Origin of the sequence: Bacillus infantis NRRL B-14911, assembly GCF_000473245.1 — a bacterium.
Classification (GTDB): domain Bacteria; phylum Bacillota; class Bacilli; order Bacillales; family Cytobacillaceae; genus Bacillus_AB; species Bacillus_AB infantis.
Genome location: NC_022524.1, coordinates 3,789,248 through 3,813,040 on the forward strand (window position 1 = coordinate 3,789,248; position 23,793 = coordinate 3,813,040).

25 protein-coding genes and 1 tRNA gene are annotated in these 23,793 nt (G+C 46.3%); 10 read left to right on the plus strand and 16 right to left on the minus strand.

All coding sequences use genetic code 11. The annotated features are described in order from the left end of the window. The first annotated feature begins 101 nt into the window (after positions 1-101). Positions 102-174, plus strand: a tRNA-Ala gene (locus N288_RS19145). 398 nt (positions 175-572) lie between these two features. On the opposite strand, the gene N288_RS19150 is transcribed toward N288_RS19145, so the two are convergent. The 3 genes from N288_RS19150 to N288_RS19160 form a co-directional block, all read right to left on the minus strand. Next, positions 573-1,382 carry a YitT family protein gene (locus N288_RS19150; RefSeq protein WP_009795391.1) on the minus strand — a complete coding sequence of 270 codons (810 nt, stop codon included), beginning with the start codon at positions 1,380-1,382 and terminating at the stop codon, positions 573-575. Between the two features lie 97 nt (positions 1,383-1,479). Further along, positions 1,480-2,565 carry a nitric oxide synthase oxygenase gene (locus tag N288_RS19155; protein WP_022544322.1) on the minus strand — a complete coding sequence of 362 codons (1,086 nt, stop codon included), beginning with the start codon at positions 2,563-2,565 and terminating at the stop codon, positions 1,480-1,482. A gap of 52 nt (positions 2,566-2,617) precedes the next feature. Then, positions 2,618-3,604: a Gfo/Idh/MocA family protein gene (locus N288_RS19160; protein ID WP_009795393.1), complete on the minus strand. Its 987-nt coding sequence runs from the start codon at positions 3,602-3,604 to the stop codon at positions 2,618-2,620. Positions 3,605-3,742: 138 nt separating this feature from the next. On the opposite strand from N288_RS19160, the gene N288_RS19165 reads away from it, so the two are divergent. Next, positions 3,743-4,531: an SDR family oxidoreductase gene (locus N288_RS19165; RefSeq protein WP_009795394.1), complete on the plus strand. Its 789-nt coding sequence runs from the start codon at positions 3,743-3,745 to the stop codon at positions 4,529-4,531. A gap of 415 nt (positions 4,532-4,946) precedes the next feature. Beyond that, complete coding sequence (locus N288_RS19170; RefSeq protein ID WP_009795396.1) at positions 4,947-5,933, plus strand: potassium channel family protein; 987 nt, start codon at positions 4,947-4,949, stop codon at positions 5,931-5,933. Between the two features lie 6 nt (positions 5,934-5,939). On the opposite strand, the gene N288_RS19175 is transcribed toward N288_RS19170, so the two are convergent. The 4 genes from N288_RS19175 to N288_RS19185 all read right to left on the minus strand — a co-directional run bounded on the left by N288_RS19175 (position 5,940) and on the right by N288_RS19185 (position 9,198). After that, positions 5,940-6,347, minus strand: a complete 408-nt coding sequence (locus tag N288_RS19175) for a YugN-like family protein (protein WP_009795397.1) — start codon at positions 6,345-6,347, stop codon at positions 5,940-5,942. Next, complete coding sequence (locus N288_RS25240; protein ID WP_009795398.1) at positions 6,340-6,513, minus strand: hypothetical protein; 174 nt, start codon at positions 6,511-6,513, stop codon at positions 6,340-6,342. The genes N288_RS19175 and N288_RS25240 overlap by 8 nt, the downstream gene beginning before the upstream one ends. Next, positions 6,494-7,843 (minus strand): glucose-6-phosphate isomerase, encoded by a 1,350-nt coding sequence (locus N288_RS19180; protein WP_009795399.1) that lies wholly within the window; start codon positions 7,841-7,843, stop codon positions 6,494-6,496. Before N288_RS19180 ends, N288_RS25240 begins: the two co-directional genes overlap by 20 nt. Positions 7,844-8,034: 191 nt before the next feature. Then, positions 8,035-9,198: an iron-containing alcohol dehydrogenase gene (locus N288_RS19185; protein WP_022544323.1), complete on the minus strand. Its 1,164-nt coding sequence runs from the start codon at positions 9,196-9,198 to the stop codon at positions 8,035-8,037. A gap of 175 nt (positions 9,199-9,373) precedes the next feature. Here N288_RS19185 and N288_RS19190 point away from each other — a divergent pair, with 175 nt between their 5' ends. Next, a complete protein-coding gene (locus N288_RS19190) occupies positions 9,374-9,604 on the plus strand; it encodes a DUF378 domain-containing protein (RefSeq protein WP_009795402.1) in 231 nt (76 codons plus the stop codon). A gap of 72 nt (positions 9,605-9,676) precedes the next feature. Here the strand turns inward: N288_RS19190 and N288_RS19195 are convergent, their stop codons facing one another. Further along, positions 9,677-10,867 (minus strand): ornithine--oxo-acid transaminase, encoded by a 1,191-nt coding sequence (locus N288_RS19195; RefSeq protein WP_009795403.1) that lies wholly within the window; start codon positions 10,865-10,867, stop codon positions 9,677-9,679. Between the two features lie 295 nt (positions 10,868-11,162). Here N288_RS19195 and N288_RS19200 point away from each other — a divergent pair, with 295 nt between their 5' ends. Continuing rightward, positions 11,163-12,566, plus strand: a complete 1,404-nt coding sequence (locus N288_RS19200) for a sigma-54 interaction domain-containing protein (RefSeq protein ID WP_022544324.1) — start codon at positions 11,163-11,165, stop codon at positions 12,564-12,566. Between the two features lie 52 nt (positions 12,567-12,618). Here the strand turns inward: N288_RS19200 and yugI are convergent, their stop codons facing one another. Further along, positions 12,619-13,011 (minus strand): S1 domain-containing post-transcriptional regulator GSP13, encoded by a 393-nt coding sequence (gene yugI / locus N288_RS19205; RefSeq protein ID WP_009795405.1) that lies wholly within the window; start codon positions 13,009-13,011, stop codon positions 12,619-12,621. A gap of 330 nt (positions 13,012-13,341) precedes the next feature. Between yugI and N288_RS19210 the strand changes: the two genes are divergently transcribed. Further along, positions 13,342-13,692, plus strand: a complete 351-nt coding sequence (locus N288_RS19210) for a helix-turn-helix domain-containing protein (protein ID WP_009795406.1) — start codon at positions 13,342-13,344, stop codon at positions 13,690-13,692. 137 nt (positions 13,693-13,829) lie between these two features. On the opposite strand, the gene N288_RS19215 is transcribed toward N288_RS19210, so the two are convergent. Then, complete coding sequence (locus N288_RS19215; RefSeq protein ID WP_035403246.1) at positions 13,830-14,999, minus strand: aminotransferase; 1,170 nt, start codon at positions 14,997-14,999, stop codon at positions 13,830-13,832. Next, positions 14,996-15,496 (minus strand): Lrp/AsnC family transcriptional regulator, encoded by a 501-nt coding sequence (locus tag N288_RS19220; RefSeq protein ID WP_022544325.1) that lies wholly within the window; start codon positions 15,494-15,496, stop codon positions 14,996-14,998. Before N288_RS19220 ends, N288_RS19215 begins: the two co-directional genes overlap by 4 nt. Positions 15,497-15,835: 339 nt before the next feature. On the opposite strand from N288_RS19220, the gene N288_RS19230 reads away from it, so the two are divergent. Further along, complete coding sequence (locus N288_RS19230) at positions 15,836-16,666, plus strand: alpha/beta fold hydrolase (RefSeq protein WP_009795410.1); 831 nt, start codon at positions 15,836-15,838, stop codon at positions 16,664-16,666. Between the two features lie 555 nt (positions 16,667-17,221). Here N288_RS19230 and N288_RS19235 read toward each other — a convergent pair. After that, positions 17,222-17,482 (minus strand): YugE family protein, encoded by a 261-nt coding sequence (locus N288_RS19235; RefSeq protein WP_009795411.1) that lies wholly within the window; start codon positions 17,480-17,482, stop codon positions 17,222-17,224. Positions 17,483-17,569: 87 nt separating this feature from the next. Here N288_RS19235 and N288_RS19240 point away from each other — a divergent pair, with 87 nt between their 5' ends. Next, entirely contained in the window at positions 17,570-18,739 is a 1,170-nt protein-coding gene (locus tag N288_RS19240) for a MalY/PatB family protein (protein WP_009795412.1), read from the plus strand. Positions 18,740-18,774: 35 nt separating this feature from the next. On the opposite strand, the gene N288_RS19245 is transcribed toward N288_RS19240, so the two are convergent. Together N288_RS19245 and N288_RS19250 are read right to left on the minus strand one after the other, a co-directional pair. Next, positions 18,775-18,987 carry a hypothetical protein gene (locus tag N288_RS19245; protein ID WP_009795413.1) on the minus strand — a complete coding sequence of 71 codons (213 nt, stop codon included), beginning with the start codon at positions 18,985-18,987 and terminating at the stop codon, positions 18,775-18,777. Positions 18,988-19,059: 72 nt separating this feature from the next. Beyond that, positions 19,060-19,815, minus strand: a complete 756-nt coding sequence (locus tag N288_RS19250; protein WP_009795414.1) for a peptidylprolyl isomerase — start codon at positions 19,813-19,815, stop codon at positions 19,060-19,062. A gap of 181 nt (positions 19,816-19,996) precedes the next feature. Here N288_RS19250 and N288_RS19255 point away from each other — a divergent pair, with 181 nt between their 5' ends. After that, positions 19,997-20,377 (plus strand): kinase-associated lipoprotein B, encoded by a 381-nt coding sequence (locus N288_RS19255; protein WP_022544326.1) that lies wholly within the window; start codon positions 19,997-19,999, stop codon positions 20,375-20,377. A 37-nt stretch (positions 20,378-20,414) separates the two neighbouring features. Here the strand turns inward: N288_RS19255 and kapD are convergent, their stop codons facing one another. After that, positions 20,415-21,035: a 3'-5' exonuclease KapD gene (gene kapD, locus N288_RS19260; protein WP_009795416.1), complete on the minus strand. Its 621-nt coding sequence runs from the start codon at positions 21,033-21,035 to the stop codon at positions 20,415-20,417. Between the two features lie 207 nt (positions 21,036-21,242). Here kapD and N288_RS19265 point away from each other — a divergent pair, with 207 nt between their 5' ends. Then, complete coding sequence (locus N288_RS19265; protein WP_035403276.1) at positions 21,243-23,066, plus strand: transglycosylase domain-containing protein; 1,824 nt, start codon at positions 21,243-21,245, stop codon at positions 23,064-23,066. A 45-nt stretch (positions 23,067-23,111) separates the two neighbouring features. Here the strand turns inward: N288_RS19265 and N288_RS19270 are convergent, their stop codons facing one another. Continuing rightward, complete coding sequence (locus tag N288_RS19270; RefSeq protein WP_009795418.1) at positions 23,112-23,669, minus strand: YufK family protein; 558 nt, start codon at positions 23,667-23,669, stop codon at positions 23,112-23,114. Positions 23,670-23,793: the final 124 nt, after the last annotated feature.

Genomic DNA, 23,793 nt, shown 5'->3' on the forward strand with positions numbered 1-23,793 from the left:
CACTGGCAGAAAACTTAAGATTTTATTTTTAAAAAGAAAAATTAGAATTTCCTCTTGCATATTTGATCAAATACGGATATAATTTTTCTTGTACCGAACACGGGGCATTAGCTCAGCTGGGAGAGCGCTACGCTGGCAGCGTAGAGGTCAGCGGTTCGAGCCCGCTATGCTCCATACATTCAAAAACCAAAATCCAAGAGGATTTTGGTTTTTTTGTTTTATCAGCATAATAAATATAGTTTTTGAAATACTAATTTGCATTCCATTATGTTATTCAGGCAAAATATACCATGACCATTAACGTGTTTAAGGCACTGCAAAACGGGAATAATGCCCATAACACAATAAAAATGATGGGAGAGATTAGCATGATCTCAACGATTGCTATTTTGGCAGCAGCCTTTACTGCCGCAGCAGGCTTGAATTACTTTGCAGTGAAAGAGGCGGATTTTACAGAGGAAGATTTACTAAAGGACAAATGAGGATGGCCGAATATTTAAATACAGCAGATAAAACATGACCCTTGACCAATTGCAGCAATTGGCCAAGGGTCTTTATTTTTGTACAAATCCTCAGGTTCTATGGAAAGAGCCCAGAACTTCGGTCGTTTCTGTAATATTGACAAAGGCCTGCGGATCAACCTCATCAATCATGCTCTTGACCTCAGTCAGCTGATAGCGGGTTATGACTGTCATGAGGATCTTCCTGCCTTCCCCTGTATAGCCGCCCTCTCCATTGATAACCGTAATTCCCCTGTAGATGCTTGAGAGAAGCTTTGCTTTCATTTCTTCGCCTTTGGCTGTTACGATCATCACTGTCAGCTTAATATGCTTCGTATGAATAGTATCAACCACCTTGCCCGTGGCATAGATGGCTACCATTGTATTCAATGCAGCATCCCAGCTGAAGATGAAGCCTGAAGCCAAAACCACGATTGCATTCATCAATGAAAGAATGGCGCCAAGCGGGAAATCTTTTTTCCTCGTCAAAAGCATAGCAATGATATCAAATCCCCCTGAGGAGCCTGAAGCCTTGAACACAAGCCCGATTCCCGCACCCGTCAATACCCCGCCGAACACGGATGACAATATAGGCTCAGAAGAGATTGCGTTGACTGGTATTAAGTAAAGACTGACGGAAAGCGTCAGCACAGAAACGATTGTATAGAAAATAAACCGTTTCCCAAGCTTAATGACACCAAGGATCAGCAAAGGCAGATTCAACAGAAAGTTGAGGAGGCCAGTATTGAAGGGTGTAATGATGCCGAGCATGATTGCCACCCCGCTCAGACCGCTGCTCAGGATTTCATGGGGGATCAGGAATAGATTATAAGCAAAGCCTACAATCGCAGAACCCAGAATAATGATCAGTAAATTTTTCATATGGCATCCCCCTTTATTTCCACAACAATAATAATTTAATTTATTATAGTAGAGAAATAAAGGAATCCCTAAAAAATAGTGTTTTCAGAATAAATAACTATAACTGGAAATCAGTTTTCTGGTAAAAGAAATTTGGCGTTTTGATTTCATTTTTATAGCTGCTGTGAAAAATATGTGTAGCTGCCGGAGAAATGGGCGGAATCAGCCAGGTCCATTCACCAGTTACCGGCCTGCCGCATGCTGATTCTTTTTCTTCAAACAGCCTGAACTGCTGTGCGGCTGTATGGTGGTCAACAATGCTGACCCCCTTCTTTTTATAGGAATGAAGAACAGCTGTATTCAGCTCAACCAGCGCACGGTCCTTCCACAAGGAGGCGTTTCTCTTAGTATCAAGCCCCATCCTGTCCGCTATTTCCGGGACCAGATTATACCTGAAATCGTCTGCAAGATTCCGGGCGCCGATTTCTGTCCCCATATACCAGCCATTAAAGGGTGCAGCCGTATACCGGATTCCGCCGATTTCAAGGCACATATCCGATATGAACGGAACAGCATACCACTTTAATTGCAGATCGCTGAACCACTCAAACTCAGGATGCTCAAGCGGCACTTCAAGAATATCTTCAGCAGATACATCAAATAGCGCCGGCTTCCGCCCATCTATCTGGACAAGAAGAGGCAGTGGGTCAAACTGCCCGTATTTCCCTTCCCATCCCAATTCACGGCACAAGTTCGTCAGTTTGACGGAGGCTGGGTCGCCTATAATCTTATCACTGGTATCATAGCCGGCATACCTGATCAGCTGGTGGTTAAGAATCCTTACTCTTTTGTTTTTTTCCTCCTGACGGAATACAGTGATGGCGGACCTTACCTTGCCGCCGTTCGTAGCATAGCTGATATGCCTCATCAAAGCTTGGCCAATTTCGTCTTCAGTCTCAAGCTCCCTTTCATCGAACACTTTAAGGCTGTCCCAAAAGAGCCTGCCGATGCATCGGTTGCTGTTCCTCCAGGCCGTTTTTGCACCATACTCAAGCTCTTCATAGGTGTGATGATAACTGCCTGTACGATCTATCTCCTCAAGGATTTCAATGAGGCGCTGTTCTGTTTCGCTGCTGCTTTTATTCAGCTCTCTATGGCATAAAGCAATAAAGTTCTCTGCTTCCTTCCTCAGTTCCTTTGCCAAAAATTTGCCCCCCTGTATCGTATAGTGATCCTGATGCAATGGCCATTTCCATTCAGTTCTTGTCTGCAGGGTAGACGATGCCAAGCTGGCTTCTCACAGAATCAAGAATTTCCATGACAGCAAGGGAGTTGGACAATGTGTTCGTTGCCGATTCCAGCTTTCCGCTTTTGACAAGCCCGACGAATTCTTCTGCTTCATAATACATCGAGGCTTCCTTCTGCTCTCTTGTAATTGATTCTGAACTGCCGCCGCGATAGCGGATTTCAGCCTGTTCCGGCGTATGGATTTTATCGATTACAATATTTCCGTTCTCTCCCTGAATTTCTGCAGGAAGCTGGGAGTCAGTGATTTTTGAATACATGATGACAGCATCCATTTCTTTATACTTCAATACCATGCTTCCTTCCCCATCAACTCCTGAATCAAGCATAACACCCTGCGCCTTCACCTCATCCGGCTTGCCGAATAGGACCACCAGCGGATAGATGCAGTAAATGCCTATATCCATCAATGCACCGTTGGAAAACTCAGGTTTGAAGGCATTCAGGATCCTCCCTTCCTTGTATGCGTCATATCGCGAGGAATATTGGCAATATGATGCAAAATACCTTCTGACCGGTCCGATTTTTCCTAAATTCTCCCGGACGGCTTTAAAGTTCGGCATCAAAGTGGATTTCAGCGCCTCCATCAGTACCACCTTATTCCTCTGTGACGCTTCAATCATGAGCTTTAATTCAGCCGCATTGCTGGCTGCAGGTTTTTCGCAGAGCACATGCTTTCCATGTTCCATCATCAGAATTGATTGTTCCGCATGAAGTGAATTGGGGCTGGCAATGTAGACAGCGTCAATCTCACTGCTTGCCGCCATTTCCTCTAAGGACGTATATGTATGTTTCACACCATATTTATCTGCAAATTCCCTTGCTTTTTCTTCTGTCCGTGAATAAACAGCCGTAAGCGCAAAATCCTGCACTTGATCTGCTGCATCAAGGAACCTCTCTGTTATCCAATTTGTTCCAACTACACCGAAACGAACCATTACGGCACCTCCATGAATGCTTTTTATTCTCTCCAACAAGGATACATTTTTTCTGCTTATTTCGCCAGCAGCTGCAATTTGTGGTTTCTAATCCAGCAGACTGGGGGAAAATGACTGGAAAAAGGAGGTCATGTACGGATGAGCCGATCAACGCTGAATGGGAAGGTCGCTTTAATCACCGGGGCAAGCTCTGGAATCGGAAAGGCTGCCAGCATCAGGCTTGCTAAAGAAGGGGCTAAAATTGCTCTTGTCGATGTTAAGGAAGAGTTTGCAAAAGAAGTCAAAGATCAAATAGAGTCAGCAGGCGGAGAAGCCATGATCATTGAAACAGATGTTTCTGTTCCATTGCAGGTGGAGGAGGCTTTCCAGAAGGTATCCAGTAAATGGGGACGCCTTGATATAGTTTTTGCGAATGCAGGAATAAATGGTGTTGTTGCCCCTATTGAAGATCTGACTCCTGAAGAATGGGATACGACCATTTCAACAAACCTGAAAGGAACCTTCCTGACAGTGAAATATGCGGTGCCCCTTCTCAAGGAAGAGGGCGGGAGCATCATCATCACCAGCTCTATCAACGGCAACAGAACCTTCCGCAATTTTGGGATGTCAGCATACAGCACCTCCAAAGGGGGGCAGGTCAGCTTTGGAAAAATGGCTGCCCTTGAATTGGCAGGATACCGCATACGCGTCAACTTGATTTGCCCGGGAGCCATCAGGACGAATATAGGCGAAAATACTTTTCCAGAAGAAGAAAATCTGAAAAAAGTAAAAATACCAGTTGAATTTCCGGAGGGAAGCATGCCCCTCGAGGACCATCCCGGATCTGCCGAACAGGTTGCCGACCTGGTTCATTTCCTTGCATCCGATTTGTCCAGCCATATTACCGGCACGGAGGTATATATTGACGGAGCCGAATCACTCCTGTGACAATGTGCTTAATGAAATAAAAGCCCGGCTGCTGCCGGGCTCTCTTCTGCTATATGTAATATGACTTCTTTTTTTCAACCTCTTTCCGGGATATCTCCTGTAAAAAGATTTTTTCTTTTAAAGTAAGCTCCCTTTTAAGGTTTGTGCGAAAATAAAGCATAAGCTCCGCATATCTGATATGTATAATCCTCCATTTCCCCTTTCCCTGAGAATCCCAGCACCCTATTTATTTCTCCATTTCTTCTGTAATTCCTTGCCCGCAATAAAATATTTTTCTATATGCATGTGGGTTTATAACAGAGAGAATCATTGGTAAACACAATTGAGAGTATAAGTTCTATTCCTTTTATTATGTTTTGGAAAAAGGGACTTTGTTCATACTGGTAGGTGTCTGCATTTAGAAGGAGTGAACAGCATGCCGCATTTCATTTATTCCAGCTTCATAAGGCTCCCGCTCGCTATACGGATACTTCTCATTGCACTAATGGTGATTCTGACTTTCGGGTTTATCATTTCCATCCTGGAGCCGCATAATTTTCCTACGGTGTTTGACGGGGTATGGTGGGCAGTCATCACAGCTTCCACAGTGGGTTATGGGGATTATGTGCCGCATACCATACCAGGGAAAGTAACTGGCATTATTTTAATTCTTACCGGAGCAGGCTTTTTATCAACCTATTTTGTAACTCTGGCTGCAGCTGCTGTAACAAGACAAAATGATTATTTGGAGGGCAAAGTGAATTTTAAAGGAGAACAACATCTAATCATTATCGGCTGGAATGAACGTTCAAGAGAACTTATCACGGCATTGGCGGAGGAGCAAAAAGGGGTTTCTATTGCACTTATTGATGAGACGCTCCGATCCAATCCATCCCCGGGGGAAGTTCATTTCATACAGGGACGGTCAAATCAGGATCAGGTGCTCCTGAAAGCAAATATCCGGAAAGCAAACAAAGTAATCATTACAGCCGACCAGAACAGGGATGAACTTCAGGCCGATATGAATTCAATTCTGTCGCTCCTTGCCGTAAAAGGATTGAATCCCGGCGTTCCATGCATTGTCGAAATCCTCACATCTGAACAGGTTGCGAACGCAAGAAGGGCAGGAGCGGATGAAATCATCCAGACGAATATCCTGACCAGCTCCGTTATGATCCACAGCATTTCAGCACAGGAAATGGTCACTTCTTTCCTGGATCTGCTTGGTCACCTGAACGGCAGAAGACTGAGGCTCATGCCGGCCAAGGAATTTGAATACGAAGTGACCTTTACTGATTTAAGTGCGCTGCTGCTGAAGGATGGCATGCTTCTTTTTGGTATAAAAAGAGGAGAGGAAACTTTTGTGAATCCTCCCCACCCTTTCAGCATTGATTCAGATGACGAGCTGATCGTCATTGCCTGATTTAGTTCAGCCGTCCAGCAAAAGCGACTCCAGCTCCTGGACAAGCGAGCGGCCGATATCCACGTATTTGTCCGGGAAACTGGCGTCTTTGTCCACCGGCTCTGAGAATTGGTTAAAAGAAGCGGTATGGTTCCATGTATAAGCATGATCATCCAGCCCGCGCTGATATTTATGGGAGAGAAGGAATGGCCGCTCAATTTCCACAGTGCATCCTCTTGAATCAAGCTGGCCATCAATTGATCTGAAAGGTACGCGCAGGAATTGATAGCCCACTTCATCATCTATTTTATAATCAAAAGCACCATGGTCATACTCCCAGCCGCCTCCAACCGTATAGCCAGCCGGCTTAAGCAGCTGCTCAAGCTTATACAGATCAAAGTGTTTCCCTTCCACCCGGGATGGTAATTCAATCATTTTCCAGCACCTCTTTTCTTTTTTTTAGTATCCCCGGTCTGGTTTTATCTATCATATTTTCTCGCAGGAAGGGCTTATTGAGGAAGTCAGCCAGTGAATAAAATAAAAAAGAGTGCTGAACATTTTCAGCACTCTCGTTTTTGTCTCTATTTAAGCCTTTTTTCAAGCTCTGCTTTTTTCTCCTCGAAGCCCGGCTTTCCAAGCAGCGCGAACATATTGACTTTATAAGCCTCTACTCCAGGCTGGTCAAAAGGATTGACCCCCAGAAGGTAACCGCTCATAGCGCACGCCTTTTCAAAGAAGTAAGCGAGATATCCGAATGTATAGGCATCCATTTCAGGAATGGTAACGATCAGGTTGGGAACCCCGCCATCTGTGTGAGCAAGCATTGTTCCTTCAAAGGCTTTGTTGTTAACAAAGTCTACGGTCTTGCCGGCAAGGTAGTTCAGGCCGTCCAGATCGCTGTCAGCTTCTTCAATTGTCAGCTCGTGGCGCGGTTTTTCCACCTTGATGATCGTTTCAAAGATATCTCTGCGCCCTTCCTGCACATACTGTCCAAGGGAATGCAGATCTGTAGAGAAGTTAGCTGATGCCGGGAAGATCCCTTTCTGGTCTTTCCCTTCACTCTCGCCAAACAGCTGCTTCCACCATTCCGCAAAATACTGAAGCCCCGGCTCATAGTTAATCAGCATTTCAATTGTCTTTCCTTTATTGTAAAGCGCATTGCGGACAGCTGCATACTGGTAGGCAGCATTCTCTTCGACTTCAGAGCTGCTGTATTCCTCACGGGCCTTTGCAGCACCTTCCATCATAGCCTGGATATCCGCCCCGCTTGCCGCAATCGGCAGAAGGCCGACTGCTGTCAGTACTGAATAGCGGCCGCCGACATCATCAGGGATGATGAAGGATTCATAGCCTTCTTCGTTAGCCAATGTTTTGAGTGCGCCTCTCGCTTTATCTGTTGTAGCATAGATGCGTTTGCGCGCTTCTTCTTTTCCATACTTTTCTTCAAGCAGACTGCGGAAAATACGGAAGGCAATCGCCGGCTCTGTCGTCGTTCCTGACTTGGAAATAACATTGACTGAAAAGTCTTTTCCATCGAGCAGGTCCATAACGTCCTTCATGTAAGTTGAACTGATATTATTTCCAACGAAGAGCACCTGCGGAGTGGTCCGCTTTTCCTTTGGAAGTTCATTATAAAAGCTGTGCTGCAGCATTTCTATGGCTGCACGGGCACCCAGATATGAGCCTCCGATGCCTATGACGAGCAGCACATCAGAGTCGCTCTTGATTTTTTCAGCCGCTTTCTGGATGCGGGCAAATTCTTCTTTATCATAGTCAGCAGGCAGATCGATCCAGCCAAGATAGTCGCTCCCTGCCCCGGTTTTTTCATGCAGGGAATGGTGGGCAACCTTAACGGCATCCCTTAAATATGTAATCTCGTGTTCACCAAAGAAGCTTAGTGCTTTTGAGTAATCAAAACGAACATGTGTCATGAATGATCCTCCAATTATTTTTATTCTCTTTCACTTTAACGAAAGGTGTGACAGTAATCAAGAAACTAGTCATAATGTAAGCGTGTCCAATTTCGGTTTTTTTTTACACAGGAACCAACTGGAAAAAGTGGAGCAGGAACTGATGTTTTTCAGCTAAAATAAAACCCGGTGCCAGGCACCAGGTTTGAATTTTATAAAGAGGCTTTATAGATACTCACGACATCTTCTCGGTTCAGTTTTTTGAAGTTTCCGAACTCGCCGTTGGCCATAGCTTTGTCAGCCATCGTTTCAACGCCGCTTTCATCTATATCATAATCTGCCAGGCGTGATGGAGCACCGATGCTGTTCCAGAATTCCCTCAGCTTTTCAATGCCTTCAAGCCCTGCTTCTTCATCTGTCTTTCCTTCAGGATCTACACCGAAGACACGGACTGCCAGCTGCTTGAATCTGGAAGGCTTCACGCTCAAGTTATGCTTCATCCAGTTCGGGAACAAGATGGCAAGGCCTCCGCCATGCGGGATATCATAAACAGCTGAAACCGCGTGCTCTATATTATGGGTTGCCCAGTCTCCCCGGTAGCCCATTGACAGCATGCCATTGAGAGCCATTGTTCCGTTGTAGAGGATGGTTGCTCTGTGTTCATAATTCTCGAGATCTTCGAGGAGCTTAGGCGCTGTTTCCATTACTGTTAGCAGGAGTCCTTCACACATGCGGTCCTGCAGCAATGTGTTTTCTTCCAGATGAAAATAATGCTCAAACACATGTGACATCATGTCCACAATGCCGTAAATCGTCTGGTCTCTTGGAACTGTGAATGTGTTGACCGGATCCAGAATAGAGAACTTAGGAAAAGTGACAGGGCTTCCCCATCCATATTTTTCATTTGTTTCCCAGTTAGTGATTACAGAACCAGCGTTCATTTCTGAACCGGTTGCCGCAAGGGTCAGTACAGTCCCAAAAGGAAGCGCCTCACTTGCGAAGGCCTTTTTAGTGACAAGATCCCAGGCATCTCCATCATATTTGGCCCCTGCCGCGATTGCCTTTGTGCAGTCGATCACACTTCCGCCGCCGACAGCAAGGATGAAACCAATGCCTTTTTCCTTGCAGATTTCCACTCCTTTATGGACCGTTGAAAGCCTTGGATTCGGTTCAACTCCCGAAAGCTCGGACACTTCTGCACCGATATCCTTCAGCTCAGCCAATACTTTATCATAAAGGCCGCTTCGTTTAATGCTCCCTCCCCCATATACCAGCAGTACGTTCTTTCCATATTGGGGAATCTCATTTTGCAGCTCCTTCAGCGTATCTTTGCCGAAGATCAATTTCGTCGGATTTGAAAATGTAAAGTTTTGCATGAAAGCATCCTCCTTTTCTTCGTTATTATTATCTGTTATTTGCCCTAGTAATGCAAAAAGTACGTTTTTTGATATAGAGCTTGGGAACACTAAAAACAAAGTCATTAGAGCATGAATAATTACTGGATGACTGTATCACATTAGTAAAGAAAGAATAACAAAAGGAGGAAACAACATGAGTGCCATTCAACGCATTGCACTGGTTTTAACGATCATTGGTGCTATCAACTGGGGTTTAGTCGGCTTCTTCCAATTTGATCTTGTTGCAGCAATTTTCGGCGGACAAGACTCTGCTCTTGCCCGCATTGTGTATGGACTAGTAGGTATCGCAGGTCTTATCAACCTCGGCCTTTTATTCAAGCCAAGCGAAGAAGTAGAACGTGCTCCTGAAACAAATCGTTCATAATTCGGCTGGCGCCGGATACATTGAGGATTCTAATGGAAAAACTCCCCCGCTGCCGGGGGAGTTTTTGTGTTTTTAGCTCAATACTTTTTTGATTTTTTCAATTGCCCAATCAAGATCTTCTTCACTGATTACCAGCGGCGGCGCAAAACGGATGACCGTATCATGTGTCTCTTTGCAGAGCAGCCCCTCTTCTTTCAAGGCTTCGCAATATTTGCGTGCAGGCTCCGTCAGCTCTACACCGATAAACAGGCCCCTGCCCCTCACTTCTTTAATGACCGGGTTCTCGATTTCTTTAAGCTTGGACATAAAATAATCCCCGAGCTTCCGGGATCTTTCCGCCAGATTTTCATCTACCAGAACATCCAGCGCGGCTACTGACACTGCACAGGCCATCGGATTGCCTCCAAAGGTTGAACCATGCGAGCCAGGATTGAACACGCCAAGAACATCCTCATCGGCAGCCACACATGAAATCGGGAATACACCGCCTCCAAGCGCCTTGCCAAGAATATACATGTCCGGCTCAACACCCTCCCATTCACAGGCGAACATTTTACCTGAACGGGCCAGGCCAGCCTGGATTTCATCCGCGATGAACAGAACATTGTTTGCGCGGCACAGATCGGAAGCCTGCTTCAGGAAACCGTCTTCAGGGATGACGATCCCGGCTTCCCCTTGGATGGGTTCAATCAGGAAGGCTGCTGTCCGTTCAGTGATAGCATTCTTCAATGCTTCCAGATCCCCATATGGAATAAGCTTGATGCCAGGCAGCATCGGACCAAAGCCCCTCTTATACTCTTCTTCAGAAGATAGAGAGACGGCTGTCATCGTCCTGCCGTGGAAGTTCCCGATACAGGCAATGATTTCTGCCTGGTCCCCGGCCACCCCTTTACGGTCATATGCCCAGCGGCGCGCCGCCTTCACAGCTGTTTCGACCGCTTCGGCGCCGGTGTTCATCGGCAGTACCATTTCCTTGCCTGTCAGCCTGCTGACCTTTTCATACCATGGACCCAGCTGATCGTTATGGAAAGCGCGGGAAGTCAGGGTGACCCTGTCGGCCTGATCCTTCAAAGCCTGTATGATCTTAGGGTGGCGGTGACCCTGATTGACTGCCGAGTAGGCGCTGAGCATATCCATATACCGCTCACCTTCAGGATTTTTCACCCAGACTCCCTCAGCTTCTGAGATGACGATCGGAAGAGGATGATAATTATTTGCCCCAAACTTTTCTGTCTGCTGAATTAACTGGCTGCTGTTTGCCATATAATGTTTCCTCCATTCACACTTAGAAATTGTCTTTTTCATTGTAACGTTAATAGCCCGCCCTTTAAAGAAAAGATGCCTGATTCTTCTGAAAAAATCCATCTGAAATCACTTATTGTATATGCAAGTTATATGCCAGCTTCCAATAAAGGATAGATCCTGGCCTTCCTATCTCAAAAGCAAAATTCCTTTGCTCTGTAATCCAATTGAAAGTAAATAACGCAAAAATTATTTGCTCCATAAGACAGGAAAGCCTTACAATAAAAAAAGACAATACAAGGGAGCTGCAAACAATATGAAGAATGAACAGCACCATTTAACAGAAATCATCCTTGAGCAGATCCTTGAACATGTGGATGCCGGAATCCATGCCATTGACCATGAAGGCAGGACCATCATCTATAACCGCAAGATGGCTGAAATAGAAGGAATGGATCCGGAATCAGTGATCGGACGAAGCCTTCTTGAGGTGTTCCCCTTCAGCCGCCGGGAAGACAGCACACTTTTGCTGGCGCTGCAGAACGGGAAAGGGACACAGCCCGCCAAACAGACTTATTTTAACAGCAAAGGAAAAGAGATAACCGCCATTAATCATGCCATTCCCATCCTGGCAGCCGGCAAGTCATTAGGAGCCATCGAAATCGCAAAGGATGTCAGCCGGATCGAGAGGCTGGTAAAAGAAAACCTATCCAGGAAAAATAGTGACCGCTATACATTTGAAAGCATCATAGGAAGCAGCAAAGCAATCCTTGAAGTCGTGGAAGCGGCAAAAAGGGCGGTCAGGACCACCTCTCCTATCCTGATTGCCGGAGAGACAGGAACAGGGAAGGAATTATTCGCCCAGAGTATACACAGCGGAAGTCTGCGCTCACCAGGTCCGTTTGTTGCCCAAAACTGCGCAGCCCTCCCGGAAAATCTGGTTGAAAGCATCCTTTTTGGCACAAAAAAAGGCGCCTTCACAGGAGCGGTGGATCGTCCGGGACTTTTTGAACAGGCAGAAGGAGGGACATTGCTTCTGGATGAAATCAATTCGATGCCCGCTCCCCTGCAGGCAAAGCTTCTGCGCGTACTGCAGGAGAAAAAAGTCAGAAGGATCGGGGACACGAAAGATCGGGAGATAGATGTAAGGGTTGTGGCCGCCATTAATGAAGACCCTGTCGATGCCATTGCAGAAGGGCGCCTCCGGAAGGATTTGTATTACAGGCTCAGCGCAGTCTCCCTCTTTATCCCCCCGCTTAGGGAGCGGAAAGAGGATATTCTGCTGCTTTCCTCCTTTTTCATCCAGAAATATAACGACTGGTTCGGCATGGAAGTCCCTGGGCTGGATGAAGAGACAGAAGAGCAGTTTCTCCGGTACGATTGGCCGGGTAATATCCGCGAGCTTGAGCATGTGATTGAAGGGGCCATGAACATGGCTGAGGATGATGCCAGGATAACATCGGAAATCCTGCCCCATCATTTCAGGCAAAAAGCCGAGACCTCTCATTCTTTCCCAGGAAGAAACTTGGGAGAACCGGCCGGGCCGCAGCCCAGTCTATCTGACTATGTGGCTTCTGCGGAAAAAGCTTATATAAACAAGGTGTGGCGCGAACAGGACGGCAATATCACCAGGACCGCAAAAATTCTTGGCATGAGCAGGCAGAACCTGCAATACCGGATTAAAAAACACGGCCTAGTCCATCCCGGAAATCATGCTTGATTATACGAGAGAAGGCCGGGCATAAATGCCCGGCCTTCTCTCGTATAACAGATTAGCGCTGTGACTGGTCAATCCACTCTTGAAGCTTATCCTTGAGCGTGTTGAAACCCTGGGAAGAATCAGAATCATTGTACTGAATCGCTGCAGCCTGGCGTGGTTTGCGAGGCTTTCTTGCTTTTGCATCAGCAGCTTCAGCTGGTGCTTCTTCAGTTGCACGGATAGATAAACCGATCTTTCCTGCAGCTTCATCCACTGAAAGAACCTTTACGTTTACTTCATCTCCAACCTTCAGGTGCTCGTTAACATCCTTTACATACCCGTGAGTAATTTCAGAAATGTGAACCAAACCTTGTGTATTTTCATCAAGAGCAACGAATGCGCCGTAAGGCTGGATTCCAGTAACCTTTCCTGTTAATACGCTGCCTACTTCGATTTTCTCTGACATATGAACACTCCTAATACCTATTTATTTTCGTCGATTATACGCAATTAAAAATTATATCATATATCATCCTTTTTATCAAAGCAATCCTTTTGGAGAAAATGACCATTGTATATGCCATCAGGTACTGGCACTTCAGGAGTTATCAGAAGTCTGGCTTAAGAGCACTCAATTACGGTTGCTCCCTCTTGAGTGGCGCATCTCCTTTTCTTAAAGCTGTTATTAATAACATTTATCGAACTGTAACAAAAAATACAAGGATCTCAAATTTCATCTATCTGATTCCGCAGTAAAATAAGTGTGTAAGATCATTCTGTGAAAGGGTGGGTGCAAATGTCCGCAATCGGTCTTGCTATTAAGCAGAATAGAGAAAGGTTGAATCTGACTCAGCAGGAATTGGCTGTAAAGCTTAGAATAGGCACAAGCACTATCGAAAAATACGAAAACGGCTGCCAGCAGCCTGACACCCAGACCATCTTAAAAATCTCAACGATCCTGGACGTGCCGGCATCCGAGCTGTTGGAGCATGGTTTCACAGCTTGCCAGACAGGACTGGATCCTGAACTGGAGCAGCTCCTTTTAGAAACAGGCATACACGATGCAAAAATGATTTTAAAAAATGCGAAGAAAATGGGAAAAGAAAATTTTTTAAGGATGATGGATGCGATCCAGGCAGCGAGATAAACTTAATTGAGATCATAATTAAAATATTTTCTGAGTTTCTATGTATACAAAAGGGGGAATCCGGAAAAGCTTAAAACATAAGCTTTCTAGTATTCCCCCCCTTTTTGAAGTGGATATCCTGATGGGTATCCCTTTTTTTATTTTCTGTTTTCAAGGAATCGGCCGATTCTTTTTACGGCTTCCTGCAGCTGTTCCATGGATGATGCATAAGAACAGCGGATATGCCCTTCCCCGCTCTCCCCAAAGACATTCCCTGGAACGACGGCTACCTTTTCCTCCAGCAGAAGCTGTTCCGCAAACTGCTCAGAAGTTAATCCTGTTCCTTCAATGGAAGGAAAGGCATAGAAAGCACCGCCGGGAATATGGCACGGCAGCCCGACATCCTCGAGGGACTGAACAAAATAATTGCGGCGGCGCCGGTAGCTTTTTTGCATGCTTTCCACATCGCCCCTGCCTGTCCTCAGCGCTTCCAGAGCGGCAAACTGCGCCATGGTCGGAGCACACATCATACTGTACTGGTGAATTTTCAGCATAGCCTGGGATATCTCCTTCGGCGCACAAATAAACCCAAGCCTCCAGCCCGTCATGGCAAAGCCTTTCGAAAATCCTGAAATCAATAAAGTCCTTTCCTTCATCCCGCTGATGCTGGCAAAGCTTGTATATTCCTCATCATAGACGAGCTCTGCATAGATTTCATCTGACAGGACGAGCAGATCATGCTTTTCAGCAACAGCCGCTATGGCCTCCAGTTCTTTGCCCGACAGCATCGTTCCGGTAGGATTATTGGGAGAGCATAGAAGAATCGCTTTTGTCCGCTGCGTTATCGCCTGTTCCAGCTGGGAAGGGAGGATTTTGAAATCGTCCTCCTTTCTTGTCTGGACAGAAACAGGAGTCCCGCCCGCCAGGCTTACAAGCGGAGCATAAGATACGAAGCAAGGCTCGATCACAATTACTTCGTCCCCTTGATCCAAGATGGCTCTTAAAGCGATATCGATTGCCTGGCTTGCCCCTACTGTGACGATGATTTCAGATTCTGGTTCATATTGGACGCCGAAGTTTTTCCCCATGTAAGAGGCAATTTCCTGCCTTAGTTCAAGCAGGCCGGCATTCGCAGTGTAGGAGGTATACCCCTGCTCCAGCGACAGGATCGCTGCCTCCCTGACTGACCAGGGGGTCACGAAATCCGGCTCGCCTACACCAAGGGAAATGACGCCTTCCATACCTGCCGCCAGATCGAAGAAACGCCTGATGCCTGAAGGCTTAAGCTGATCGACCTTAGCGGATATATAAGTTTTCGTTTTCATCACGGCGATACCACAATTCTTTTATCTTCGTCTGCCTGGTCAAAAATTGTTCCATCATGCTTATACTTTTTCAGAATAAAATGAGTGGTGGTTGACAGCACTGAATCCAGGGTCGAAAGCTTCTCTGATACAAACCGGGCAACCTCATTCATGGAACGCCCTTCCACAATGACAGACAGGTCGTAGGCCCCGGACATCAGGTAAACTGAGCTTACCTCCTTATACCGGTATATCCGCTGTGCGACCTCGTTAAAGCCGACTCCCCTTTTGGGGGTCACCTTTACATCAATCATAGCGGTTACGCCCTCATGGCCGTCAATCCTGGCCCAGTCAACTGCAGAGGTATATCGGACAATCACCCGGGACTGCTCCAGTTTTTCCAGCAGCGCTGCCGCCTCATCAACAGAGATCGCGGCCATTTTCGCCACATCCTCAAGCGGGGTGCGTGCGTCTTTTTCCAGTATTTCAACAATTTCAAGCTCTTTCTCACTCAGTCTCATGGACCTTCCTCCCATTCCCGTTTAAAATATTTACATTATAGCAAAATCAGCGGAATAATAAATCTCACTTTTCTATTATTTTTCTAAAATAATTTTTCCAGTGATGTGTGAAGGGCAATGAAAGGGGAATGATATAACAGAAAAGCGCGAGCGCCTTGCTTCAAAAGGAACGCAGACTATGAACGCCCTGTCCTGTGCCAGCGTCTGCATGACCAGCTTCTTCTGGCCTCGAGGGTGCAGATGCAGCAGCTGGACAGATGAAGCTGAAAATATATTTACTTTCTTATCTTTGAATAAAGCCTCCCAGGCAATACCATCTTTCATAGGAGTGAGGGTAATATGCAAGCCTTTAAGACAGATGAAATTGAAGTGAACGGGAATACAATTTATTATGAACAATACGGACAGGCCCCCTCAAAGGAGACCATCGTCCTCCTGCACGGCTTTCTTTCCTCCTCCTTCAGCTTCAGGAGGCTGATTCCTTTTCTGCAGGAAGATTTTCATGTAATCTCCATTGATCTGCCCCCGTTCGGAAAAAGCGGAAAATCGGATCAGTATAATTATTCCTACAAAAATACCGCCCAGACAGTCATGCAATTTCTTGAAAAGCTGGGTCTCGGACAAGTCACAATTGCAGGCCATTCAATGGGAGGGCAGATATCGCTCAATGTGGCCCGCCAATATCCCGATCTCATAAAAAAAGCCATCCTTCTCTGCAGCTCAAGCTATTTGCCTAAATCAAAGATGCCGCTGATCCTGTCGAGCTACCTCCCCTACTTCCATTTGTATGTAAAGCTGTATCTGCAGCGCTCTGGCGTGCGCCAGAATTTAAGGCAGGTTGTCCATGACCATAGCATGATCACTGATGAAATGATGTACGGCTATTTGGCTCCTTTTATGGAGGATGATATCTTCAAGGCTTTGACCCGGATGATCAGGCACAGAGAAGGCGACTTGGATCAAAAGGCATTGAAAGAGATCGACACTCCCTGCCTCCTTATATGGGGCGAGCATGACAGGGTTGTTCCGCTCACCATCGGAAAAAGGCTGGACAGCGACCTGCCAAACTCAAGGCTCATCGTCCTCAAAGACACCGGCCATCTTGTACCGGAAGAACGGCCGGAAGAAGTATACAGCCATATGAAGGCATTTATTTGCGCCAAATCATAATAAAGCCTTTGTCACCTTTAAGGAATCCAGGCCAATGAACGCCACGTGTTGTGGCAGCGTCTGCATGACCAGCTTCCCCTGGGCTTCAAGACAAACCTTCCGTAAACGCGTTCTTTGCCTTGTTTGGCTTGTGACCTTGTGGGGCAGTCACAGCTGCTGGACAGTAATCGGAGTAAAAATACACCCTTTTATAATTTGATTAAAAGATATATAAAACAGGAAGTCTTATCCATACTGTAGTGACCAGCAAGCCTTAAAATAAGCGGAGATTCTCCAGTTAAGCTGTTGAATATGGCAGGAGTAAGGATAAATAAGCGGAAATTTTCCGCTTAAGCAGAGCGAAGTTGCCCATTTTTCTGTTTCTTGGGTTGATAGCCGGAATTTCTCCGTCTATTTGAGCTGTTTTTAGCGTTTTTTCGAAAATAGGGGGAATTTCTCCGCTTATTTTTCATCCTGCCATTCATTCAGGTCCGGGAAGGTCCGCTCAATTTTAACAGAGCCATAAAAACAGGCCGGACACCCTTCAGGTGCCGGCCGTTCTTCAACTTATATGGTTTATATAGTGCAGCTCCCGCTGTTTTTAATAACAAGGAGTGTTTCAGCCATCTTTTTGCACTGCTCCAAAGGGATGATGCTTTCGAAGGAAAATTCGTATATGCCCTGGATTTTACGTGCGAGTTTATCGGGGCTGTCCAAATCATGGACGGCGTGGATTGCGTCTGCTATCTCAGTATCATAATTCCCTTCTCCGCAGCGGAAAGGATCCCATTGATCCAGAGCCTGGTACATCATCATGTGCATAACCTGGACTTCCATTTAAAACCACCTTTTTGATTTAATTTTGCCTGACCATATCTTATCATAAGAGTATCAGGACAGAGAACTGCAATCCAGGAGGTTATCATGAGAAAATATGACTTTCATAAAGCAATCAACAGATATGAAACAGCTTCTGTAAAGTGGGAGCTGACTAAAGATGTATTTGGTTCTTCGGATGTGCTTCCTATGTGGGTGGCAGATATGGACTTCGAACCTCCTGAAGAAGTACAGAATGCAATAAGCAAACGGGCCAGCCACGAGGTCTTCGGCTACACATTTGTCCCCCCTTCTGCATCTGAAGCCGTCCAGCTGTGGCAGAAGAGTCAATCCGGCTGGGAAATAGGCAGGTCATGGGTGTTATACAGCCCAGGAGTGGTCCCATCCATCAGCATTGCCATCCAGGCAGTCACAAGTCCGGGAGATAAAATCATGCTCCAGTCTCCTGTTTACACGCCTTTCTTTGAGATGATTGAAAAAAATGGGCGCATGGCCGTCAACTCTCCGCTTGAACTAGTGGAACAGCGCTATGAAATCGACTTCCAACGATTCGAGGAAGAGCTGAAAAAGGGCATTAAGCTTTTCTTGCTCTGCAATCCCCATAACCCCGGCGGCCGGGTTTGGACAAAAGATGAGCTATTGAAAATCGGGGAATTATGCGCAAAATACGGGTGCCTGATTCTCTCAGATGAAATCCATTCAGATCTGGTGTTTTCGCCGCACATTCATATTCCGATTGCATCTCTTTCCACAGAATTCCGGGATATTTCCATTACATGCATTGCACCGAGCAAGACTTTCAATATTGCCGGGCTGCAATCGTCAGCCGTCATCATACCCAATGAGCAGCTTCGCGAGAAATTCAAGGCTGTCCAGGCACAGCAGGGCTTTTTCACTTTGAACATTTTTGGCATCACCGCCCTGGAGGCTGCTTATCGGCATGGACGTGACTGGCTGGATCAGCTCTTATCATATCTGCAGGAAAATTACGAAATCGCCCGGAGCTTCATAGAAAGGGAGCTTCCTTCAGTCAAGGTTATGGATCTTGAAGCGACATACCTGATGTGGCTTGACTGCCGGAATCTCTCACTGCCGGATAAAGAGCTTAATGCCCTTCTCATTGAAAAAGGCAGGATTGCGCTTGAGCCTGGCACGAAATACGGACCAGGCGGCGAAGGGTTTGTCCGAATGAATATTGCCTGCCCGCGTGAAACTCTCGAGGAAGGACTGAAGCGGCTGAAACTAGCTTTTTCCTGAGTTAAATTAAATGGCACAAAAAAGAACAGCTCAGGTCAGCTGTTCTTTTTTTGCAGGCTATCCTGCTTCATGATTTGATTTTCCAGCTCTTTAGCCTTTTTTTCCTCGCGCTTTGAAGCCCTGATGATCAGGCGCATGGCGATGATGGCTCCAATCAGGAATATTGTAAACGTTATGGATGCCGGAATATACTCCGATTTATCTTCCGGGAAATATAGGAACAAAGACAAAATATAAGCCTGGATCATTGTTTTCTTCCTTTCTGCTTAAAAGCAGTGGTCAGCCTTATTATATCAGCTGGGCCTGTCCTGTCCAAGCGGCTACTTAATGACCTTTATCTCCTTGATTTTTATGTCATCAACCGGCCTGTCAGATTCATCTGTTTCGGCAGCTGCAATTTCATCGACGATTTCCATTCCCTCGATCACCTGGCCAAAGACAGTGTGGCGGGAATCCAGCCAAGGGGTCCCTCCCTTATCGTAAGCTGCAACGATTTCTTCTGGATATCCTGCTTTTTCCATCTGTTCCTTCATGCCCGCTTCTGATGTACTCTTTTGGACGATGAAAAATTGGCTGCCGTTCGTGTTTGCGCCGCTGTTCGCCATGGACAAAGCACCGCGGAGGTTATACAGCTTATCTGAGAACTCATCCTCAAATGGCTGCCCGTAGATGCTTTCTCCGCCCATGCCTGTCCCGTCCGGATCTCCTCCCTGGATCATAAAGTCATTGATGACCCTGTGGAAGATAAGTCCGTCATAATAGCCCTCTTCACTATGGGTGATGAAATTCTCTACAGCCTTTGGAGCATGATCAGGGAAAAGCTTGATCTTAATAGTCCCCATTGATGTCTCCATTTCCACGAGGCGTTCATTTTCCCCAACTTCCGCTGTAAGCTGCGGATAGCCTCCCTCAGCACTCTTCTCCTCTGCGGCCTGTTCGGTCTGTTCACCTTGGGTTCCTTCTGATGCCCCTCCACCTTCCTTGCCGGCACCGCTGTTTTGATCAGTGCTTGTTCCGCACGCAGCCAAAAGCATCATCACTGCTGCAAGGAAAAGGTATATGAAATTCTTTTTCATGATTCAGTCCTCCTCTATTATTGCTGATAGGCATGGGGCCCCCGCTTTTCCTCTGTCCATCTGCAGGAGCTGGCCCCTTCCGCTTTTCTTATAGATTACTGGATTTCCTCTTGCTTTGCACTTTGTTTTTCAAAAAAATTCGGGCATAATGGGAACAAAAGCTATAAAGGAGGGGACAGCTTTGAGTGAATTCCAGGTGGGAGCTCAGGTGACGGCTATATATAAAACAGGGAAATATATTGGGGAAATTACGGATATACGGCCTCAGCATTATCTTGTCAGGGTGCTTGCTGTCGAAAAGCATCCGATGCAGGGGGACCTTCATAATCCTAAGCAGACAGATGTCATGATGTTTCATGAGCGGAGGGCGCTTGCATACAGAGAGCAGACAAATGTTCCGAAGCAGATGGTCAGGACATATGAAGGAATCATCCCGGACTATGAAGCTTCTCTTAAGCTTGCATTGGATAAAATGAAAAGCGGGCTCTTAGAGGAAGATTCTGATTGGGCGAAGCTCTCCCTCGAGAATGCGGAGCGGCTGGAAGCCGATTATTTCAAATAAAATCAGCAAAAGCCAAATCCAACTGCGGGTTTGGCTTTTATGCAAAGCGGTTTAAAAGCTTGGAAAGGTCAATCCTGTCACCAATGGTCGTGGGCTCGTGGTTTTGGAGATATTTTTTATCTTTTTCTACAAGCTGATAGATTTTATAGGTTGTCAGGGCATCATCCAGTGCCCGGTGGTGCCTGCCTGTTCCTTCCTTTCCATATTCCTTCACCGCTTTCCATAGGCCGGTTTGGTTTTGATCGCCAAAAAAACGTTTATACTCCATCGACAAATCAACTTCCTTCCCCTTAAACGGAAAAGCGGTCCCGGCCTGGCTGCAGTTCTGGCGGAGCACCTTCATATCCATATTGCCCCAGGTTACAATTTCATCAGCATTATTGCCGCCCATCTGCTCAAGTCTGCAGATCAGGTCCGCAAATGAAATCCCCTTATCCACCTGCTCCTGGCTGATATGTAAAAAAGACTTGCATCTTTCAGACAGTTCCGGAAAATGGATGGGAGCCACAAAAGAGGAGAACTGCTCCAGTATTGCCCCATTTAGTACAGAAACGGCGCCTGCCTCGATGATCTCCGGAGAAAATCCTTTGAACTTTTCGTTTCTTTCTGGCATGGTGAATTCAAAATCAATAAATAAGCAGTGATTGCCGTCTTTCATCACCATCCCTCCTCCCTGATTTATATTACATCATTTACCATTTATTATATCATCAAAGAAAAGTATTTTAACTATTCCGCAAATAACTTTCTTGCTTTTATATTTTATCATTCTCACAAAAAAATGAATGATGCCGATAATACCTATATCACCATTTATGAAACTGGCATGAATAGCATATCTTACATAAGAAACGGAGAAGCCGGCATGAAAACACTGACGGGATATCTGACAATCGCCTTCATCCTGCCTTTCTTTGTGCTGTCTGTGTATAAAGCGGCCGATGAGGCCAGCCGCCTGGAAAGCCTTCCCCGCTTTTTGGACAGCAGGATTGAAGTGACTAATGCAGCATCATTTCCACAGACCAGCCTGATGACTGATCAGGATGGCCGTGTGATTTCTGAAATCTTTACTCCCTATAACCGCATTCCGCTTGCTGCTGAAGATATTCCCGAATTTTTGAAGAAGCTGATGATTGCTTCGGAAGATGAGCGGTTTTATGAGCATAAAGGATTCGATCTGGCTGCGATTGGCAGAGCCTTGGCTGCAAATGCAGATAACGGCACAATTGAGGAAGGCGGGAGCACGATTACACAGCAGCTGGCCAGGAACCTGTACCTGACCCATGAGCAGACATATAACCGCAAGCTGACAGAGCTGCTGTATGCCTACCAAATGGAGAGGACGTATTCCAAAGAAGAAATATTATCCTATTATTTAAACAGCATCTATTTCCAAAATGGGGCATACGGAATCGAGGCAGCTTCACAGGTTTATTTTCAAACGTCCGCCGTGAATCTTACCAATGCCCAGCTGGCTTTTTTGGCTGCCATCCCGAACAATCCTGCCTTGTATAACCCGTCCAAACACTTTGACAGGACGAAGAAAAGGCAGGAGCTGCTGATTGATGTTCTTGCTGAGAAAGAAGAGATATCCCCCGAAGAGGCAAAGGCTCTTAAAGGCGAAAGGATTGCCTTCACACTTTCAGACCGGGTCGATCTTTTTCCGGATTACACAACCTATGCCGAGGCTGAACTGAAAGAATTGATCAGGATCAGTGAAGGCATCCCCTCTGATTCAGAGGAAGAGCTGGATAGCAAAGTGGAGCAGGTCCTCCAATCCGGGGTGATCATTCACACTTCACTGGATCCTTCCCTGCAGCAAAAAGCTGTGGATGCAGCTGCTGCCCATCTGCCTGATCAGGAGGCAGAAGCAGCTGCCGCAGTCGTCAAAAGCAGCACCCGAGGGCTGGCTGCCCTTACAGGCGGGCGGGATTATAGGAAATATGACTTCAACAGAGGGTACCAGGCCTTCAGGCAGCCAGGCTCTGCCATCAAGCCTCTGCTTGTGTATGCCCCTTATCTGGAAAGGACACACACAGCAGTAAATTCCAAGGTGGATGCCGGCCCACTCTGCATCAGCGGCTATTGCCCCCATAATTACAGCGGTAAAAATTATGGAAAGGTGAGCCTGGAACAAGCCTTTATCCACTCCTATAATACTCCTGCGGTCAGGCTGCTGAGCATGATAGGAATAGATGAAGGCTTCAAGGATCTGGATAAATTCGGATTCAGTGAAGTAGGGGAAGCAGACCAGTCCCTTGCTGCTGCAATCGGCGGATTCAGCAGGGGGGTGTCCCCCCTTGAACTCGCAGGGGCGTATACCGTTTTTGCCAATGAGGGCTTTTATCAGCCGCCAAGAGCCATCCAAAAGATCACAGATAAAAACGGCAAACTGCTGTATGCATGGGAAGAGCAGCCAGTGAGAATCTGGAGCAAAGAAACTATAGATAAGATGAGACTGCTGCTGCAGGAAACAATCTCATCTGGAACCGGCAGGAAAGCCTATTTTCCAGGAGGTTATACAGGAGGCAAGACAGGAACCACCAATGATTATAAAGATTATTGGTTTGCGGGGCTCACTGATGAATATACGGCAGCAGTTTGGGTCGGCAAAGATCAGCCGGAAAGCATGGAATCATACGAAAAGCTCGCTCCGCACTTATTAATCTGGAAGGCTATCTTAAAATAAAGCAGCAGAGATGCATTAAGCACTCTGCTGCTTTTGCTGTGTACTCTATACAGGAAGGCTAGCCATCACGCTGTTATATAGCTTCAATGTTATAAACAAAAGAATGGAAAGCAGAGAAGCCCAGGATATGACCTGGAAGAAGATGATCCCGATCAGTCCAGCCAGAGAGATGGAACTGCCTGAGATATAGACAAAGTAAATGAAATAAATGACAGTCGCTGCAAGAAAAATTCCCGCCATAGTGTAAAAGCTGAAAAAGCTAAAAAGCGACAGCGCACCGCCGGCCAGATATATAACTGATCCGCTCCGGCTTTTCGCGATTGCTTCTCCGCTTTCATCTTTCGAAAAGAAAAGCAGGGAAAGGCCGTTGATGGTGTCTGCAATCAGCTTCAAGGCAGCAAAAATCATAAAGCAGCAGGCCATACAGATGATGAGCAATGCAAGCTTTATGCCAGCCTCCGGAAAGAACTCTTTCATGCCTTCATATACACCAATTCCCGAAAGCCAGCCCAGCAGTTCCTTCTCCGCTATGGCCGAAAAAGACAAACTGAATAACAAAATCGCCATTAAAGGGAAATAGCTGGTCAAATACTTATTTTTCATATGAAGCCCCCTTAGTCACAGATTCCCTAATAACATTATCGGCTGGTCTGGCCGGATGTACAGGCCGCACAAAAGGAACCGGCAAAAAAGCTGCTCTAAAAGCTGCAGTCATTTAATAAGATAA